Source organism: Methanospirillum hungatei, from assembly GCF_019263745.1.
Taxonomy (GTDB): Archaea; Halobacteriota; Methanomicrobia; order Methanomicrobiales; family Methanospirillaceae; genus Methanospirillum; species Methanospirillum purgamenti.
The window spans coordinates 1639433-1655859 of record NZ_CP077107.1 but is presented as its reverse complement, the minus strand read 5'-3'; the positions used below and the strand labels follow the sequence as shown (position 1 = coordinate 1655859).

At 45.3% G+C, this 16427-nt stretch carries 14 protein-coding genes and 2 tRNA genes; 2 read left to right on the top strand and 14 right to left on the bottom strand.

Going from position 1 to position 16427, the window contains the following annotated elements:
- Positions 1-4: 4 nt before the first annotated feature.
- From KSK55_RS07830 to KSK55_RS07815, 4 genes are all read right to left on the bottom strand, one after another.
- Entirely contained in the window at positions 5-640 is a 636-nt protein-coding gene (locus tag KSK55_RS07830) for a hypothetical protein (protein WP_218608804.1), read from the bottom strand.
- Positions 634-1293 carry a protein-L-isoaspartate(D-aspartate) O-methyltransferase gene (locus tag KSK55_RS07825; RefSeq protein ID WP_218608803.1) on the bottom strand — a complete coding sequence of 220 codons (660 nt, stop codon included), beginning with the start codon at positions 1291-1293 and terminating at the stop codon, positions 634-636. The genes KSK55_RS07830 and KSK55_RS07825 overlap by 7 nt, the downstream gene beginning before the upstream one ends.
- Positions 1293-2405 (bottom strand): SufB/SufD family protein, encoded by a 1113-nt coding sequence (locus KSK55_RS07820; protein WP_214420251.1) that lies wholly within the window; start codon positions 2403-2405, stop codon positions 1293-1295. The genes KSK55_RS07825 and KSK55_RS07820 overlap by 1 nt, the downstream gene beginning before the upstream one ends.
- Before the next feature lie 79 nt (positions 2406-2484).
- A complete protein-coding gene (locus KSK55_RS07815; RefSeq protein ID WP_218608802.1) occupies positions 2485-3258 on the bottom strand; it encodes a TIGR01458 family HAD-type hydrolase in 774 nt (257 codons plus the stop codon).
- 91 nt (positions 3259-3349) lie between these two features.
- Between KSK55_RS07815 and KSK55_RS07810 the strand changes: the two genes are divergently transcribed.
- Both KSK55_RS07810 and KSK55_RS07805 read left to right on the top strand, forming a co-directional pair.
- Positions 3350-3420, top strand: a tRNA-Gly gene (locus KSK55_RS07810).
- Between the two features lie 335 nt (positions 3421-3755).
- A tRNA-Val gene (locus KSK55_RS07805) sits at positions 3756-3829 on the top strand.
- Between the two features lie 76 nt (positions 3830-3905).
- Here KSK55_RS07805 and KSK55_RS16445 read toward each other — a convergent pair.
- The 10 genes from KSK55_RS16445 to KSK55_RS07720 form a co-directional block, all read right to left on the bottom strand.
- Entirely contained in the window at positions 3906-7583 is a 3678-nt protein-coding gene (locus KSK55_RS16445; RefSeq protein WP_306128542.1) for a PKD domain-containing protein, read from the bottom strand.
- Positions 7584-7776: 193 nt separating this feature from the next.
- Entirely contained in the window at positions 7777-9390 is a 1614-nt protein-coding gene (gene sepS / locus KSK55_RS07760) for an O-phosphoserine--tRNA ligase (RefSeq protein ID WP_218608801.1), read from the bottom strand.
- Positions 9387-10307, bottom strand: coding sequence for a 4-demethylwyosine synthase TYW1 (gene twy1 / locus KSK55_RS07755; RefSeq protein ID WP_218608800.1), 921 nt, complete (start codon positions 10305-10307; stop codon positions 9387-9389). Before twy1 ends, sepS begins: the two co-directional genes overlap by 4 nt.
- Positions 10288-11955 (bottom strand): arginine--tRNA ligase, encoded by a 1668-nt coding sequence (argS, locus tag KSK55_RS07750; protein WP_218608799.1) that lies wholly within the window; start codon positions 11953-11955, stop codon positions 10288-10290. Before argS ends, twy1 begins: the two co-directional genes overlap by 20 nt.
- Complete coding sequence (gene prf1, locus KSK55_RS07745) at positions 11955-13226, bottom strand: peptide chain release factor aRF-1 (RefSeq protein ID WP_214420256.1); 1272 nt, start codon at positions 13224-13226, stop codon at positions 11955-11957. The genes argS and prf1 overlap by 1 nt, the downstream gene beginning before the upstream one ends.
- Positions 13227-13302: 76 nt before the next feature.
- A complete protein-coding gene (locus KSK55_RS07740) occupies positions 13303-14184 on the bottom strand; it encodes an alpha/beta hydrolase family protein (protein WP_218608798.1) in 882 nt (293 codons plus the stop codon).
- Positions 14177-14686 (bottom strand): NUDIX hydrolase, encoded by a 510-nt coding sequence (locus KSK55_RS07735; RefSeq protein ID WP_218608797.1) that lies wholly within the window; start codon positions 14684-14686, stop codon positions 14177-14179. The genes KSK55_RS07740 and KSK55_RS07735 overlap by 8 nt, the downstream gene beginning before the upstream one ends.
- A 3-nt stretch (positions 14687-14689) precedes the next feature.
- Positions 14690-15352 carry a 7-cyano-7-deazaguanine synthase QueC gene (gene queC / locus KSK55_RS07730; protein ID WP_218608796.1) on the bottom strand — a complete coding sequence of 221 codons (663 nt, stop codon included), beginning with the start codon at positions 15350-15352 and terminating at the stop codon, positions 14690-14692.
- Position 15353: 1 nt separating this feature from the next.
- Positions 15354-15962, bottom strand: a complete 609-nt coding sequence (locus tag KSK55_RS07725) for a 7-carboxy-7-deazaguanine synthase QueE (RefSeq protein WP_218608795.1) — start codon at positions 15960-15962, stop codon at positions 15354-15356.
- Complete coding sequence (locus KSK55_RS07720) at positions 15949-16362, bottom strand: 6-carboxytetrahydropterin synthase (protein WP_218608794.1); 414 nt, start codon at positions 16360-16362, stop codon at positions 15949-15951. The genes KSK55_RS07725 and KSK55_RS07720 overlap by 14 nt, the downstream gene beginning before the upstream one ends.
- Between the last annotated feature and the right edge of the window lie 65 nt (positions 16363-16427).

Here is a 16427-nt window from a genome sequence, read left to right as displayed (position 1 = left end):
TGGTTCAATCTTCAGAGGTTTGAAGGTTCGCTCTTCCGAACGGGCAGAAATGTTCACATTGTAAAAGTTTGGCGGTTCCAACGGTTGATGGCCCCACATACAGGATCTTTTCTGAGGGAATATCTGAGAGAAGAGTAGCCTCATCCGAAATTATCCCCTCATTGTTCATGATGATAATATCTGCCTCTTCCGGTTTGTCAACAAGGGAATTGCCTGCTATTTTTTTTACATCTGGCATATCTCCACAACAATACACGTGTTTACTTTTCAGGATCTTTGCAAGTTCGTCACGACATGGTGCATGATCTGTCTGTGTACAAGCATGCAATTTTCGGACTGTACATAAAAAACCAGATACAGCATTCATTATTCCTCCAGCTGCAGCACGCTGGGCAGATTTTTTTAGAGATGAACCGGTCATGAATGATGCTTTGGTGGTCGCTTTTATTGGCTCATCAGAGACAAATACTGCACTTCTCCCTCCAAAAAGGACTTGGACAGGAACTCCACGTTCATATGCGCACTTGGGAAGATCATAGTCTGGTGTCAGGAGGACCGGGCTCTCTGCAATCCCACACTCTTCCATCATTGGTACTAATGCCTGGACGGCTTTATTCATTGGATGCATTTGTGTTACCATTTTTCTTCATTTCTCCATCCATACGTTCCGATAAGTGGTACAAATCTCACTGCTCCATATTGCTGTGTATGGTATGTTTCTCCTTCTCTTTTTACTCTGACAAGATCCTGAATTGCCCGATCACCAACAGGAGCGACAAGTCTCCCACCATCTGCTAGTTCATCGAGGAGAGGTTTTGGTATTTCCGGAGTTCCGGCGGTTATGAGGATTCCATTATACGGTCCTTCATCAGAGTATCCTAAAGTTCCGTCGGTTACAATGACCCGGACGTTCGTAACATCTGCAGCAGCAAGATTCTTTACTGCCTGCTCTGCAACCTGAGGAATTCTCTCAATTGATATTACGGTGGTGTTGCAAGCTGCGAGAACTGCTGCCTGATACCCGGAACCGGTTCCAATCTCCAGAATAGTATCACCAATTTCCGGTGATAACAGTTCTGTCATGACTGCAACAATATACGGCTGGGAAATGGTCTGTCCATTCCCAATAGGGAGTGGATAATCCTCGTATGCTTCTCGGGAATGTGATTCAGGGACAAACACATGTCGAGGGACTGTTCGCATAGCATGGAGAACCCGGCTGTTTGTAATACCTCTGGCTCCTATTTGCCGCTCCACCATCTCTTCACGTTCTGCTGCCCTGGATGTATCCATTAGAATCCCGATTTCTCTGCAGCATCAATTGCTGCATCTATCTGGTTTTGTAAAACGTCTGGCAGACCTTCTACCTTGACATCCAAAAACCCTCGAATGATGGTTGCGGTTGCTGTTTCTTCATCCAGGCCTCTGGCCATGAGATATTCAATTTCATCCCGTGCTATTTTGCCAACAGCTGCCTCGTGTGATAGTTCGGTATCAACCACGTCTCCTTTAATTTCAGGAATTGCATGGATTGTCCCGTCTCTGAGGATAAGGCCTTTACATTCGATATGACCTTTTGTTCCTTTTACTTTTCCATCAATCCTGCCCCTTGAAAGAATAGTCCCTCCGGTTGTTATTGCCCGGGTAATAAGCTCAGCACTGGTTCCCTTTGCACCAAGTACGGCTGTAGATCCAAGGTCCATGAAAGATCCAGGAGTGCAGACAACAACACTTGAAAACCGTCCAACTGCTCCCTCGCCCTTTAAATGACAGACCGGTGCCATCTGAATTTTTCTTACGGGCTCCATACAGACGTAATTAGAGAGAAACACTCCATTTTCTTCAACAATGGTGGCTGATCTTGGGAAAACAGAAATATTTTTGCCCCAGTTGTGTATCATGGTAGATGTAACTTTGGCACCCTTTCCTACATAGATCTCTGTTATCCCAAGATGTGCTCCGCTATTCCGGGAAGATGAACTCGTACATCCAGAGATGATATGTAGTTCTGATTCCTCCTCAGCGATGACAATATTATGGACATGCTGAATAGCGGAATCGGAGAGGAACAAACAAGCCTGTAAGGGGTAAATGCTTTTCGTTCCTTTTTTGGCAATGATGACAAATCCTTTTGGATCTGGTCTGGATGCAACATATCTGGTGTATTTATCTTTATCTTTTGAAACCGCTTTCCAGATATAATCAGAAACCCAGGGATATTTTTCCAGTGCCATGCTGAATGTCAGGAATTCAATCCCCTCACAGTCGGATGTAATATGACAGACATCCTGGTCTTTTTGGAAGAAACTGCCTGACCTGTTTTTCATATCGACTTCAAGGCCGGTAAGAGCAAGTCGTTTCTGATCATCATCAGAGAGATCAGTCATCTGAATGGTATTATGCATGGTTTTGCCCTTCTTCTCATAGGTTATACGTTTGTATTCTTTATCACTCTGATATCACATTTTGTGCAGGCTACTTTTCTTAGTACGTCTCAAGGATAATTGGAAGTGTTTCTATTGAGTTTATTATCATATCTGGCCTTACATTGCTCTTTTGGATCTCATCCGGTCGATATTTACCGGTACATGTTATTGCTCCAAGAAGTCCGGCATCTTGCGCACCTCTTACATCAGTCATGATGTCATCACCAATCATGAGGACTTGTTTTGTATGTATATTCCAATCTTTCATGGCTGCCAGGAAAAAGTGTGGAGAGGGTTTTCCCATGACAATCGGGGTACAACCGGTACTAAATTCAAGAGCAGTGACAAATGGTCCAGCGCTCAGGGATAATCCATCCACATCCTTCCAGAACCGGTCTTTCTCAAGAGCAATGAGTTTTCCTCCCTGAATGAGAGATCGAAACGCTGAATTCATCGATGTATAGGTAAACCGATCCCCGGCATCTCCCACAACAACCGATGAAGCATATGCGTCATGAATAATACCGGCCTTCTGGAAATCCTCCATTAAATCATTCGTTACCAGGAGATTACAGGCACTTATATTTGCATCTCGGAGATATTGGATTGTTGCCATTGCCGGAGTATATATCTCATCAATAGAAACTCTAACTCCGAGAATCTCCAGTTTTTTCAGGACATTTTTTCTTGACTTTCGGGTACCATTTGATATGTATCTATACGGAATTTTGTTATCCTGAAGGAATCGAATCGCAGCATCTGCTCCAGGTATGGGTTCATTTCCAGTCATCAGGGTGCCATCAATGTCAAGCAGAACTGCACATATCTGCATAAATGAATATACGAAGTTAATAAAAAGAAGGGTTGTGTCATGATTTTTAAAAAGTATTATATACTACTATATCCAACGTTGTAGAGCATCTGCATCGATGGTCTAGAGGTATGACTTTGGCCTTCCAAGCCAATAGCTCGGGTTCGAATCCCGATCGGTGCATTATTTTTTTCTTGAGATCTTGCCGGTCCCTGAACTCTCTTTCTGAAGTATTTTACTATTCTGTGTTTAGGTAGATATATTCTTGAAAATCTATCTCTGCTCAGAGTTCATCTAGATCTGCTAGAATTGAAGGAGGTCTCCATTTATATTGTGTAAAACAGACATCTCCTTGCGTTCTATTCCTGCTTTCTGTTATTACCATACAGTAGAAAAGCAAAATGAAGATCCAGTAAATATATTGCATGCGGTTTATATGTCTCGACAACAAAAATATAAGGGCACTCGTTAGGTTTCAGAAACCGTAATTTCACCTGTTCGGTGCATACTAATTCATGGGGCTCGTGGTCTAGCTGGTTATGACGTCGCCTTCACACGGCGGAGATCCTGAGTTCGAATCTCAGCGGGCCCATGTTCTATATTCTTCAATTTGATTTTTAGAACTTACAATAGATTCTATCCTCATCGGAGGACATTTTTAAAAAAAGTTAATTTGTTGCGTTCCCTGCAGAAGCAACAATTACCGGAGTAACACCGCCCCCAGTTCCACTGCTTCCGGATGACATCTGGGCAAGGACATAAGAAGTCCTTCCTTCAAGAACATTTACAACCTGTTCCCATGGCTGGTACCCTGGCAGTTCAATCCGTATGGTGTGTTGTCCTGGTGTGACCTGTGAAAGGGTAACAGGAGTCTTGCCCTGAGCGACTCCGTCAAGATAAGCAACCCCGTTTCCTGGCATTGACGATATCATTACATATCCATAAATCGGTGTCCACCATGATGGATACAGCGCAGCGGTAACATAGTTCACGCTGCCTCCGCCTCTCACATTAATTGCCTGGTTCCAGTCAAGATATCCATCGGCGGTAACCCGAACCTGGTGGACTCCTGGAGTCACATCAGCAAGCCAGAGTGGACCATTTCCTGCAAGTGCTCCATCAACATATACAGATGACCCTGTCGGGTACGTGTACACACTCAGGATCCCATTCTGGCTTGGCTGTAGTCTCATATCTGCGACTACTTCGGTTGCTCTGCCAGATGTAACCGGGACATTCACGTAATAATCAGTAAATCCGGGTTTTGTAACTTTCAACTGGTGTGAACCAGCCTGAAGGTTGTCAATAGTAAACGTCTGGAGGAATTTTGTTTCTCCTTTCAGAGCATTGTCAAGATATACTGTTGACCTATCCGGAGCATAGATGATCTTGATTGCTCCTGATCCAACTGGTCCGGACGAGACAGTAATGTAATCCGCTTTTATAGCGGTATTTGATGATGCCTGGTTACTTGCTGTCAGTTTTACGGTATACTTACCTGACTGTTGGTAGATATGCAATGGGTTTGCATCAAGGGCTGAACCCCCGTCTCCAAATTCCCATGCCCACATTGTCGGGCCACCCTGGGATCTGTCACTGAATTGGACTGCAAGTGGTGCATTACCGCTTGTCGGTGTCCCTACAAAGTCGGCAATTATGCCCCCCGATGGTGAGACTGTAATGTACCCCTCTCTGACCTTGGTGCTGGTTCCGCTAGATTGAGAGGATGCGGTGAGTTTCACCGTGTATGTTCCCGGATTCTGGTATGTATATGATGGTGATGCTACCATTGAGGTTCCGCCATCCCCAAATTCCCATGCCCACATAGTTGGACCACCGGTGGACATATCAGTAAACTGGACTGTGAGCGGAGCAGTACCCGAAGTTGGTGCCCCTGAGAAATCAGCTACAATACCCCCCGATGGTGAGACTGTGATGTATCCTTCCCTGACCTTTGTGCTTGATCCGCTAGTTTGAGAGGATGCGGTGAGTTTCACCGTGTATGTTCCCGGATTCTGGTATGTATATGATGGTGATGCAACCATTGAGGTTCCGCCATCTCCAAATTCCCATGCCCACATGGTCGGACCACCGGTGGACATATCAGTAAACTGGACTGTGAGCGGAGATGTTCCCGTGGTTGGATTTGCTGAAAAGTCTGCAACAATTCCGGATCCACCTACCGAGATGTAGTTCTCCCTAGTCATGGTATGAGAACCGCCACTATTCTTGACAGTGAGTTTTACCGTAAAGGATCCGCCACTTGAATACACGTGAGCCGGATTTGCATCAGTTGATGTTGCTCCGTCCCCAAAGTCCCATATATATGAAGTTGGTGGGCCGATTGAGAGATCAGTGAATTTCACCTCAAGTGGTGCAGAACCTGAAAGGGGTGTCGCTTCAAACATGGCGACTGGTGGTGGAATGTCTCCTGTCACTGAAATGTAATCAGTTTCAGTCTTTTTATCTGATCCAGCCGTATTTGAGGCGGTAAGACTGACAGAATATACTCCTGCTTCCTGGTATGTGTGTGACGGATTTGCGAGCATTCCTTCTGTTGTGCCATCCCCAAATTCCCATGCCCACATTGTCGGTCCACCAGTTGACTGGTCGGTAAATTGAACGGTCAGGGGTTTTGGTCCACTTCGCTTGTCCACTGTGAAAGCAGCTTTTGGACCTGATCCTGATGAACTAACCGTTATGTATCCTTCTTTTATCTTTGTACTGGTTCCACCGGTCTGTGATGATGCTGTTAGTTTAACAGTATATGTTCCCGGGTTCTGGTATGTGTGTGATGGGTTTGCGAGCATTCCTTCCGTTGTTCCATCCCCAAATTCCCATGCCCACATTGTCGGACTTCCCGTTGAGGTATCGGTAAACTGAACGGTTAATGGTGCAGTCCCGGATGTTGGATTTGCGGTAAAGTCAGCAACAATTCCACCAGCCTGTGTTACCGTAATGAATCCTTCTTTTGTCTTTGTACTGGTTCCACCGGTCTGTGATGATGCTGTTAGTTTAACAGTATATGTTCCCGGATTCTGGTATGTGTGTGATGGGTTTGCGAGCATTCCTTCTGTTGTTCCATCCCCAAATTCCCATGCCCACATGGTCGGACTTCCTGTTGAGGTATCGGTAAACTGAACGGTTAATGGTGCAGTCCCGGATGTTGGAGATGCGGTAAAGTCAGCAACAATTCCACCAGCCTGTGTTACCGTAATGAATCCTTCTTTTGTCTTTGTACTGGTTCCACCGGTCTGTGATGATGCTGTTAGTTTAACAGTATATGTTCCCGGGTTCTGGTATGTGTGTGATGGGTTTGCGAGCATTCCTTCCGTTGTTCCGTCCCCAAATTCCCATGCCCACATGGTCGGACTTCCCGTTGAGGTATCGGTAAACTGGACGGTTAATGGTGCTGTCCCAGATGTTGGAGTTGCGGTAAAGTCAGCAACAATTCCACCAGCCTGTGTTACCGTAATGAATCCTTCTTTTGTCTTTGTACTGGTTCCACCGGTCTGTGATGATGCTGTTAGTTTAACAGTATATGTTCCCGGGTTCTGGTATGTGTGTGATGGGTTTGCGAGCATTCCTTCCGTTGTTCCGTCCCCAAATTCCCATGCCCACATGGTTGGACTTCCCGTTGAGGTATCGGTAAACTGAACGGTTAATGGTGCAGTCCCAGATGTTGGAGTTGCGGTAAAGTCAGCAACAATTCCACCAGCCTGTGTTACCGTAATGTAATTATCCTTCGTTACTGTGTATTCTCCACCCAATGAGCCAACAGTCATTTTCACCGTATAGGTTCCAGGAGTCTCGTATACGTGGCTTGGATTTTTAATTACTGAAGTTCCACCATCTCCAAAGTCCCAGTTCCAGACTGACCATTCTGATGTAGAGGTATCAGTAAACTGCACTGTAAGAGGAGCAGCACCTGATGTCGGTGTTGCAGTAAAGTCAGCACCAAAACCCCCACCAACGGTCAGGTCCAGTTCTTTTGCAACCCCTGGCTCAAAAGGAACGGTCTGGTCAGCTTTTTTATCACCAATATGGAATGTAATTGCTACAGATTCTGACTTAACATCTTCTTCAGTTGCTGCTACAACCAATTTGTCATCAAAAATACCATTTCCACCATATTGTCCAGCAGATGAAAGAACCAGTTTTCCCCTGATCTGATCATTGATCTTAGCAATGAGTGCTGTTCCGGATGCAGCCGGAGATCCATCAACGGTTACTTTTCCATAATATTCAGCTGGCAGTGGAGGCACTGCACTTACTGTTACCATTACAAGGCAAAGCAGAACGGCCAGCATTGCCGCCGGCCTGAGTATTCGAATCCCATCCATCATTTCATCCCCTAAAGAAGCATATTTTCCTGATGTATAGATCAGGAGTACCTAAGTTTCCTGAGTGTTTGAATATTGTGCACAGTGAAGATAAGGATTGTGGAAGAACTCTGCATTACAGGTCTGATATGAACAAAAGAAAGACTTGAAAAAATATTGATATTTTGGTATATTTATTCCTGAATTTTTAATTTAACTATATTTTGTCGGGTTTTTCTTCCTCTGATGTTGATACAATCTCAGATCTGATTGTCAGAAATACCGGTCCCCGAACATCGGTTTTCAGGTTATTATCAGTTATATATCGCATGGCCCAGGGTTCAATTTTCAGATTAATATCTCCTGGGAGTCGTGCCATTTTAATCTGAACTGATGTCGGAATTCCAAAATGTGCTGCCTGCTCAATCTCCGCCGCAGCCTGTGAGGTAACTGCAAAAAGATAAGTTATTCCGGTGGATATGCCGTTTTTCCTGACTTCTGCAAATTTTTCTGTATCAGGAACCCCAAGAATAGCGCCGTTGTAAACAAATATCTCGTTCATACAGGCTGGTCCGAGCAGCTTTGCGTTTTCTTCCGGTTCCTCCACATACACCCGTACTTGTTTTCCGGCGATTTCTCCCTCAAATGCTACAAATGAGCAGGGACCAATTGCACTACTATTTGCAACAGCGGTGTCAATTAAGGATCTCACAAGATTCTTTCCGGGTGTTGTTGCAGGCTCAGTAAGTAATGAGACGCCTGCTGCAAGTTCGGTGTCTGTATACCGGATAGGGAAGAACTGGGGGAAGCAGAGTTCACGAACATCTTTTGCTTTATTCATGATCATGGCCATTCGTTCAACACCAAGGCCAAGGTTCATAACCGGTACTCCAATCCCATATTCTGCCAATGCAACCGGGGAATAGATACCAAAAGTGGCTACCTCAACCCATCCATGATCAGGATGAGCAGCATACACCTCAGTCTGGGTATCAGGCATGTAGTATTTTGATCGTTTGTCATCCGGCCTGAACTCAAAATCAGTGTATCCGAATGCAGAAAGAAGTGCTCGTGCAACCGCTTTTCCATCCTCAATTGTTACATGTTCCCCTGCAACCACACAGGACGCAGAGTGATAACTCATAAGACGATGTGAATCTTCTGCCTGTTCACGTCTGAAACACCGGTCAATAGAAAACAGTCTTATTGGATGAGGGACTTTTTCCCAGATGGAGCCAAGGGTTTGAAACCACCCGCTCGTCATATGGGATCGGAGTGTCTGTCTGGATGATTCAGGTTTTAATTCACGAAACTCCGGGAAAACCTGATCCAATATCTCAACAATCCGAGCATCGTCTGTATGAAGCACTGCAGAAAGTTCATGAGTTAACTCATCCCCATCGATCTCTGACTTCTTATATGCATGAAGCGTCTTTCGGAGTGATTCTTCTTCTTCCTCTGAAAGATAACGACCAAGAATACCATTGATCTTTTGGATCTGTTCTTTCCCGATACCGACATTTGGTCGGGGAAGTCCTCCAAGATAAAAAACCCGGTCAAGGACTGCCATTGCTTCAGGACCAAACTGCCGGTAGACTTCCTTCTCATCAACGATTATCGGATTTTCAGCTTCATCAAAACCGATTGCCAGGTATGCCTGCCTGAGCCGGTGAATTGTTTCAAAAACTGGATGAACCTGAGCCCCGGGGTATGTAAGCCTTGGATACATCAAATCAGTAGTCGGTGGAGTAAGAACAGACGGGCCTGTATGCCATGCTGATTCAAAATCCTCTTTTCCCCGCTTTTTAAACTCTTCTATGTCAAATATCATGAATCTCGCTCCAGACAAATAACCCGTGAAAGACTGTTTTCACCCCGGATCTTATAAGAAAGATGGGGAAGCATTCTCTGTGTAAACCGCTCAACTTCATCATGAAGGGGCATATGCTTGATGGTAAGACGACGTTGGCTGTATCCGACATGCATGTATGCCTTCACTTCAACAAACTGTGCTCCGCTCTCCTGAATAATTCTGGCATACCCTTCAGGATTCTGATCATTGATCCCTCTTACCAGAGTGACCCGTATCGCAGTCCGGTGTCCTGTATCGGTCTCATGTCCAAGATCCGAGAGGCTCTCGAGGATCCTATCCCAGTAATCTTCATCAGGTCGTGCTATCCGAAGATATGTCTCACGATCAGGTCCGGTTAATGAGATGTACTTCTGGTACGGGTGACATTGCTTCAGCACATTTGGCATAGTGCCGTTTGATACTAGAAATGTTGTGCCTCCTGTCTGATTAAGCAGATCAATGAGTTCTGGCAGGTGTGGATACAGAGTTGGCTCTCCGGAGAGGGAGATTGCATACTGGTCTGGTTGTAGTGCCTCCTCCCACTTTTCTTTCGTTACTCTGGGTGAAACTTTGTATCCACCAAGAGCTTTCTTTTGGAGAAATGGGATGCGGGCAACAATCTCTTTTGGATCCAGATCTTTTTCACCAGTATATTCATGCTCAAAAGAGCGCCAGCAAAAGAGACATTTATGGTTACACCGGAGTGTTGGTGTCATCTGAACACACCGGTGACTGGTTATTCCATAAAACTGGTTTTTATAACACTGATCGCCACCGGTAAGTGATCGTTTACACCAGAGGCAGGGTTTGAGTGCTGCTGAGGAATCAGGATGGAAAAACTGGTATCCCATCCCCCGGAGTGCTTTCTCCGGTGGTTCACATTGCCCGGAGTGCATCTATACCCAGCGTTTCCAATGCTTCTTTGAGCGTATTACGAGTCGCATCGACCAGCGTCAACCGGCGATCCCGGATCTTACCTTCAGCTTTGAGGACGGGTTCTGCATGGTAGAAGGAGTTAAAGATATCTGCAAGTTCCCTGGCATAAATTGCGAGAAGATGTGGTTTTAATTCAGTAACAACTTCCTGAATTACTTTTGGGAACAGGGCTATCTGCTTGGTAAGAGCGATCTCTCCCTCACCTTCTGCTTCAAAACATGGTGTGTACGAATTCGCTTTATCCAGAATACTGCAGGCACGTGCATGGGCATACTGGATATACGGACCGCTTTGTTTTTCAAAGTCAAGGGCTTCTTTCCAGTCAAAAACCGTGCTCTTTTCCGGAATAGTTCTGATAATATCATACCTGATTGCAGAAATAGCCACAGAGTGGGCGATCTTCTTTCTCTCTTCTTCAGAGAGTTCCGGCCTTCTTACAGTTACCTCTTCAAGAGCCCTGCGTTCTGTCTCTGCAATAAGTTCATCGGCCGAGATAAATTTCCCTTTTCTTGTACTCATCGAGCCTTCAGGGAGAGAAACAAATTCAAAGAAGACAATTTCTGGAACACGTTCGCCAAGGATATCTAATGTGGCCTGGAGTTGAGTTCCGATAAGTTTGTGATCTGCACCAAGTACATCGATTATCCGGTCAAAGTTGTGTCCTTTCCAGATATGAAACGCTATATCACGCGCAGCATAGACACTGGTTCCATCCGATCTCCTCAGTATATAATTCTTCTCAAATCCATAAGCAGAGAGATCCAGGGAAAGTGTCTCCTCAATACGTGCTTCGGGCAGATGTGATATCCTGGAGAGGATTTTGGCAGTATCGCCATTCCGGATAAAATCACTCTCATATACAAACCGGTCATGTTTCACATGCATGGCTGCAAGTGTGTCTTTAAATCCATCAAGACACCGCTTTACCGGGATTTTGAATTGGCTGATTGTGTCAGGATCTCCGGATTCCACCATCTGCATGAGTCGATCAATTTCTGCATTCAGAGCAGGATCTTTCTCAAGATGGCGGTTTGCTTCGATATACACCTCAGCGATGAGGTGGTCCCCTTTTCCTTCAGCATGGATATCCGCCCCCTGTGTAGCAATACCCCAGGCAACGATGGCTATCTGTCTGCCCATGTCATTGACATAATACTGGACTTCAAGTGGATAGCCGGCTTTCCGAAATGATCTCGTCAGGGTATCGCCAATGATGGTATTTCTAATATGACCGACATGGAGAGGCCCGTTCGGATTGGCAGATGTGTGTTCAAGAACAACGCGTTGGGATTGAGACTGACCTTTCCCATATCCGTCGCAAACAGCCTGTTTCAGGACGTTTGAACAGTATTGTGCGCCAAAAATAAAATTAACATAGGGACCGACTGCAAGGGTTTGTGCACCGGTCTCCTGTAAGACCTTGTCCTTAATGGCTTCTGCAATATCTTTGGCAATGAGAGCGGGTGCTTTTTTTAGTTCCTTTGCGAGACTAAAAGCAATGGTTGAAGCGACATCAGCATGGTCACCTCCATCGGTAAGCAGAACATCTTCTTTCCCAGTATGTTCCCGGAGAATTGTCGTGATAACATCACATGTATTATGGTACATCAGTATCCGGTCCTGTATCTTAAAATTGCGGCAATACCACCAAATGCCGTAAATAACTGTGATCCTTCCTCAAAATCATCAGAGATGATTGCAACTTTACTGTTTGATTGATCTGCAAGATACGTCAGTTCATCTACAATATCAGATGAGTCAGCAAGCACAAGCGGAGACGTGCATTTTGGACAACTTCCAAGTTCGATGTCATCTGGATTTTCTCCAGGCTTTATCTGAACAGTTTTTTCTTCAGTATAGCCACATGCATCGCACCTTATAGACAATCGGCTTTTTCGAAGTTTGTCTGAGAGCAGCAGGGTATCAACAGCTCCAATTTCAAGGTTCGCCCTGATAGACTGTTCTCCATATGCAGCAAGACCATTATCTTTGACAAGTTCCTTAAAGAACCGATCCATGAGGTGTTTTTCTTCAATGACTTCCTGTCCTTTGAGTGCATCTTCTGCAGCCTCAACAAGTTCAGGAAGACCGCTCTCATTGGTATATGCTACATCAAAGAGTCCGATGATTCGTTTCTGTACTTCATGATGAAGGAAATTTCCCTCTTCAAACTCTTCTTTTGTTGGAGACGGCCCACCGATGAGGAGTCCTTTAAACCGATTAAAAAAGTCCTTCTCATTGATGAAGATCTCGCTGGAACGTTCTCCTACTTTTTTATAGAACTCATTAATTGCAATAAGACGGAGCCGCTCAAAACGGATACTTGACTGACCACCTTTCCGCTGTTTTCCTGGAACGGTTGAGGTCGTGCCACCGATAGGATCTATCCTGTTTCCACGTAAAAATCCCCAATATGCTTCGCGGCGGTCTATGACAAGAAGTCCATAAACATATTTCTCCTCAAGCATCTCACGGAGAGGTTCCAGCTCAAACCGGGAACTACACCTATATAAGTAGAGATTCAGGGGCTCAGGCGGATTTACAATATCACATTCAAGATCCTGCCGATCTCCGTGTTTATTTACTGTTCCACAAAAGACTGCTATGCCATTCTCCGGTGGCTTTGAATAATATTTTAGCCTGGAAAGAATACTGGAGATAGCACTCTGGACATTTGTTCTAGTCTGCTTGGACTTGATGTTTGAACACTGACCAAACTCATCCCTGAGCTGGGCGGTTACATCATAGATCTGTTTGTCCGGGGGAATGTACAGGGATATAAGTTCTGTTCCACTACCTTCTTTTGCCTCCAGACGCTCCAGCATCTTTTTAAATTCATATTTCCGTCTAGCTTCGTCCAGTTCAACCGCTTCGCTCATGAGACTATCCTACAGTATAAGCTGGTATATATTGATCTGAGGCTGACTTAAGGTTCACCGTTGTCCCGCGTCATCTTCATAGGTGTGGTACCAGGGTGATGATCCTGTCATCAACTTCCCTGTTTACACCATGAGTTCCGTTGAATGGGATAAACATTGTCCCCTTTCCTGCAGATGTTGCAAGAGATTCCCCTTCTGTAATAGCGATCACCGAATCATCAGGAGCGTGAAACAGAATAACCGGTCTGGGCGTAATCCTTACAACCTGGACATCTGGATCGACACTCAAGAGAAACTCCCTGATTGGGGATGTATAATCCTCTCCGATGCGGTGAAAGCCGGATGTGGAGATTCCGATATATCCTGCAAAATCCGGATCAGAACCTGCAGCAAGTGCGGCATACCGCCCCCCATTCGATTCACCAACCGCATAGACCGGAATATCTGGATACTTTTCATGAAGATACTCCCTGGTGGTAATCATATCAGCACTAATCAGGTAAAACTGCGGCCAGGCTCCTTGTGTAAAGAGTTCAGCATCCTTTTCAATATTCATTGGATAACCGGGGGTTGTCCCTCCATTTCCCCTGACATCCATGATAATGACACCAATCCCATGAACTGGGTAATATTTCATGTATTCTACGTATCCAGTAGCAGGATTGTTGGCTCCTGGAGCCCAGATGAGAAAAGCCACTGGATTTTTCGGGCTTACTAGTATCGCATGCACATCCCCGGCAAATCCTTTGAATATCAGGTCAGTTGTGGTCAGGTTGCTCCCGTCTTCCTGAATTCGTTCATCTACCGCAGTCTTTGGAATAGAAAATTCGATGCTGCCATCTTCTGTGAGATTCCATGATGCAACTGGTTTCTCCTCATCATCTCCGATATTGGTACAGCCTGTACCCAGGAGAGATATGGTGAGAATCAGGACCAGGAGAATATTGGTATTATTCATCAGAACACCCACACATCCACCGGTAAAAGATACAGATAGTCTTTGCATCCACGATCTGTCCCGATCGAATCATATCCCTGATTTGTGGTGAAGTAAACCGCACCGGTTCAATAACTTCGTCCTCATCTGGTGAATACTCCCGGGACGGGACAAGATCTGTTGCTTCAAAAAGCCAGAGGCGTTCATCTGTAAAACCTGGTGTAGTATAGATGTATCCGAGAGCAGTCATGGATCCTGCAGCCATACCGGTCTCTTCGATAAGTTCCCGTTCTGCTGTCTGCATTGGATCCTCTCCTTCTTCCATGGTTCCGGCAGGTGCTTCAAAAATATATGAACCAATGGGGGATCGCCATTGTTTGATAAATAGAAATTCATCTCCTTCGTGGGGGAGGATTACAACTGCATCCCCTGGATGGACAACTACTGCTTCTTTTTCTTGTCCGTCTGGGAGTTGGAAAAGTTTTTTTTCAACCCATAGTCTGCGTCCCCGGTAGAGTTCCATGATTCACCGGTATTGAATAGGATCTTCAATTCCTATTTGTCTGAATGCTTCACGTCTGAAATGACAGGATCCACATATTCCACATGCAATCTCATTTTCAGAATAACACGACCAGGTATCTTCATAAGGGGCGTTTAATTCCATACCGATTTTCAGAATCTCTGCTTTATTCAGCCTTACAAAAGGAGTTTTGAGTTCGATCCCTGAATCTGGCCGTGTCCCCAAGGTGATTACCTTCTGGAATGCGTCGATGAACTCTGGTCTACAGTCTGGATACCCTGAATAGTCAGATGCCTGAACGCCTATATATATTGCATCAGCCGCACGCGCTTCTGCAAAACTTGTTGCAACTGAAAGGAGATTCGCATTTCTGAAGGGAACATAGGTTTCCGGTATACCCTCTCCTGCTTCATTATGTGGTTTAACCTGCATTCGCTGGTCAGTCAGACTGGAAGCACCAACTTTTTTTAAGTATGCGAGATCGACATCCAGGAATTCAAGGGCATTGAGATGCCTTGCTATCCGCTTTGCACACTCTCTCTCTTTTTCTTCAGTCCGTTGCCCATAGGTAAAATGGAGAGCCAGGATATCATAGCCATCATGCTTTGCAAGAAATGCGAGAGTGGAAGAGTCCATTCCGCCTGAAAGGAGACAAACTGCTTTCATATCAGGGTAGTCCTATGAATTTGTGTAATTGAAGCTGCATTCGTGCTGGAAGGTTTTTCTCGAGAATATATGTAGCAATTTGTTGATAATCAGTCCCATAGATTGGCGAGATAAAAATCTCTGAGTGTATTGGATGATTATGAATGATTTTTTCAGCATACTTCAGGTCTTCGTCAGTTCCGACCACAAACTTAACTGAGTCGGTGGATTTTAAACAGGGTAGCAGGGTTACATCACTTGATTCGCCTGAAGAAGGACATTTCACGTCCATACAGACAGAAACGCCATCCGGAAGATCATCAAAAGGAACAGTCCCGTTCGTTTCGATGCTCACCTTTTTTCCGGCGTTCATAAGTTGGCAGGATAGTACTGTAACCTCATTTTTCTGGAGGAGTGGTTCTCCACCTGTAATACAGACATAGTGTGGGTTCTCTAAAAGTACTCTTGTAACAACTTCGCTCACATCCATATCAGTTCCGCCCTGCCTGCTTGTCGGGGTATCACAATAGGAGCATGAGAGGTTGCACCCGGCCAGCCTGATAAAGATGGTCGGGTAGCCGGAGACCAGCCCCTCTCCCTGGAGTGAGGTAAATATTTCAGCGATCTTCATGCCTGAGCTCTGCGCAGCCGGTGGGTGATTCCCATACTCTTATCGTATCGACAATGATATCTCTCCCGCTGTCTTTGTATCGGAGTTCTATTGCATCCCTGATCAGGCGTGCCAGAAGCTCGCTCGTCGGATCACCGGGGGTTGTGATGACCTCATGAAACTCCTGGATACGCGGGACCATCGGATCTGCTTCATTGAGGATGATCTCGTGGTCATAATAGTCCACAACCTCGCGGATCTCATTATAGTCAACCAGAATATTTGTCCCTTCATCGGTGTAACCTGATATCCACACTTCCACTTTCCAACGGTGGCCGTGAAGATTGTGACACTTCCCCCGGTAATGTAACAGCCGGTGACTTGCGTCAAATGAGACCTCTTTGTAGAGTCTGATCTGCATGAGATCAGGTTGGGCGTGAATACAACTATTATATTGCATAAGTGTCAACGTATACAGACAGGTTT

Bases quoted from the DNA above. Each gene is read 5' to 3' on its own strand.
- KSK55_RS07830 (WP_218608804.1), bottom strand. From the start codon at position 640: ATGGTAACACAAATGCATCCAATGAATAAAGCCGTCCAGGCATTAGTA.
- KSK55_RS07825 (WP_218608803.1), bottom strand. From the start codon at position 1,293: ATGGATACATCCAGGGCAGCAGAACGTGAAGAGATGGTGGAGCGGCAA.
- KSK55_RS07820 (WP_214420251.1), bottom strand. From the start codon at position 2,405: ATGCATAATACCATTCAGATGACTGATCTCTCTGATGATGATCAGAAA.
- KSK55_RS07815 (WP_218608802.1), bottom strand. From the start codon at position 3,258: ATGCAGATATGTGCAGTTCTGCTTGACATTGATGGCACCCTGATGACT.
- KSK55_RS16445 (WP_306128542.1), bottom strand. From the start codon at position 7,583: ATGATGGATGGGATTCGAATACTCAGGCCGGCGGCAATGCTGGCCGTT.
- sepS (WP_218608801.1), bottom strand. From the start codon at position 9,390: ATGATATTTGACATAGAAGAGTTTAAAAAGCGGGGAAAAGAGGATTTT.
- twy1 (WP_218608800.1), bottom strand. From the start codon at position 10,307: ATGCACTCCGGGCAATGTGAACCACCGGAGAAAGCACTCCGGGGGATG.
- argS (WP_218608799.1), bottom strand. From the start codon at position 11,955: ATGTACCATAATACATGTGATGTTATCACGACAATTCTCCGGGAACAT.
- prf1 (WP_214420256.1), bottom strand. From the start codon at position 13,226: ATGAGCGAAGCGGTTGAACTGGACGAAGCTAGACGGAAATATGAATTT.
- KSK55_RS07740 (WP_218608798.1), bottom strand. From the start codon at position 14,184: ATGAATAATACCAATATTCTCCTGGTCCTGATTCTCACCATATCTCTC.
- KSK55_RS07735 (WP_218608797.1), bottom strand. From the start codon at position 14,686: ATGGAACTCTACCGGGGACGCAGACTATGGGTTGAAAAAAAACTTTTC.
- queC (WP_218608796.1), bottom strand. From the start codon at position 15,352: ATGAAAGCAGTTTGTCTCCTTTCAGGCGGAATGGACTCTTCCACTCTC.
- KSK55_RS07725 (WP_218608795.1), bottom strand. From the start codon at position 15,962: ATGAAGATCGCTGAAATATTTACCTCACTCCAGGGAGAGGGGCTGGTC.
- KSK55_RS07720 (WP_218608794.1), bottom strand. From the start codon at position 16,362: ATGCAGATCAGACTCTACAAAGAGGTCTCATTTGACGCAAGTCACCGG.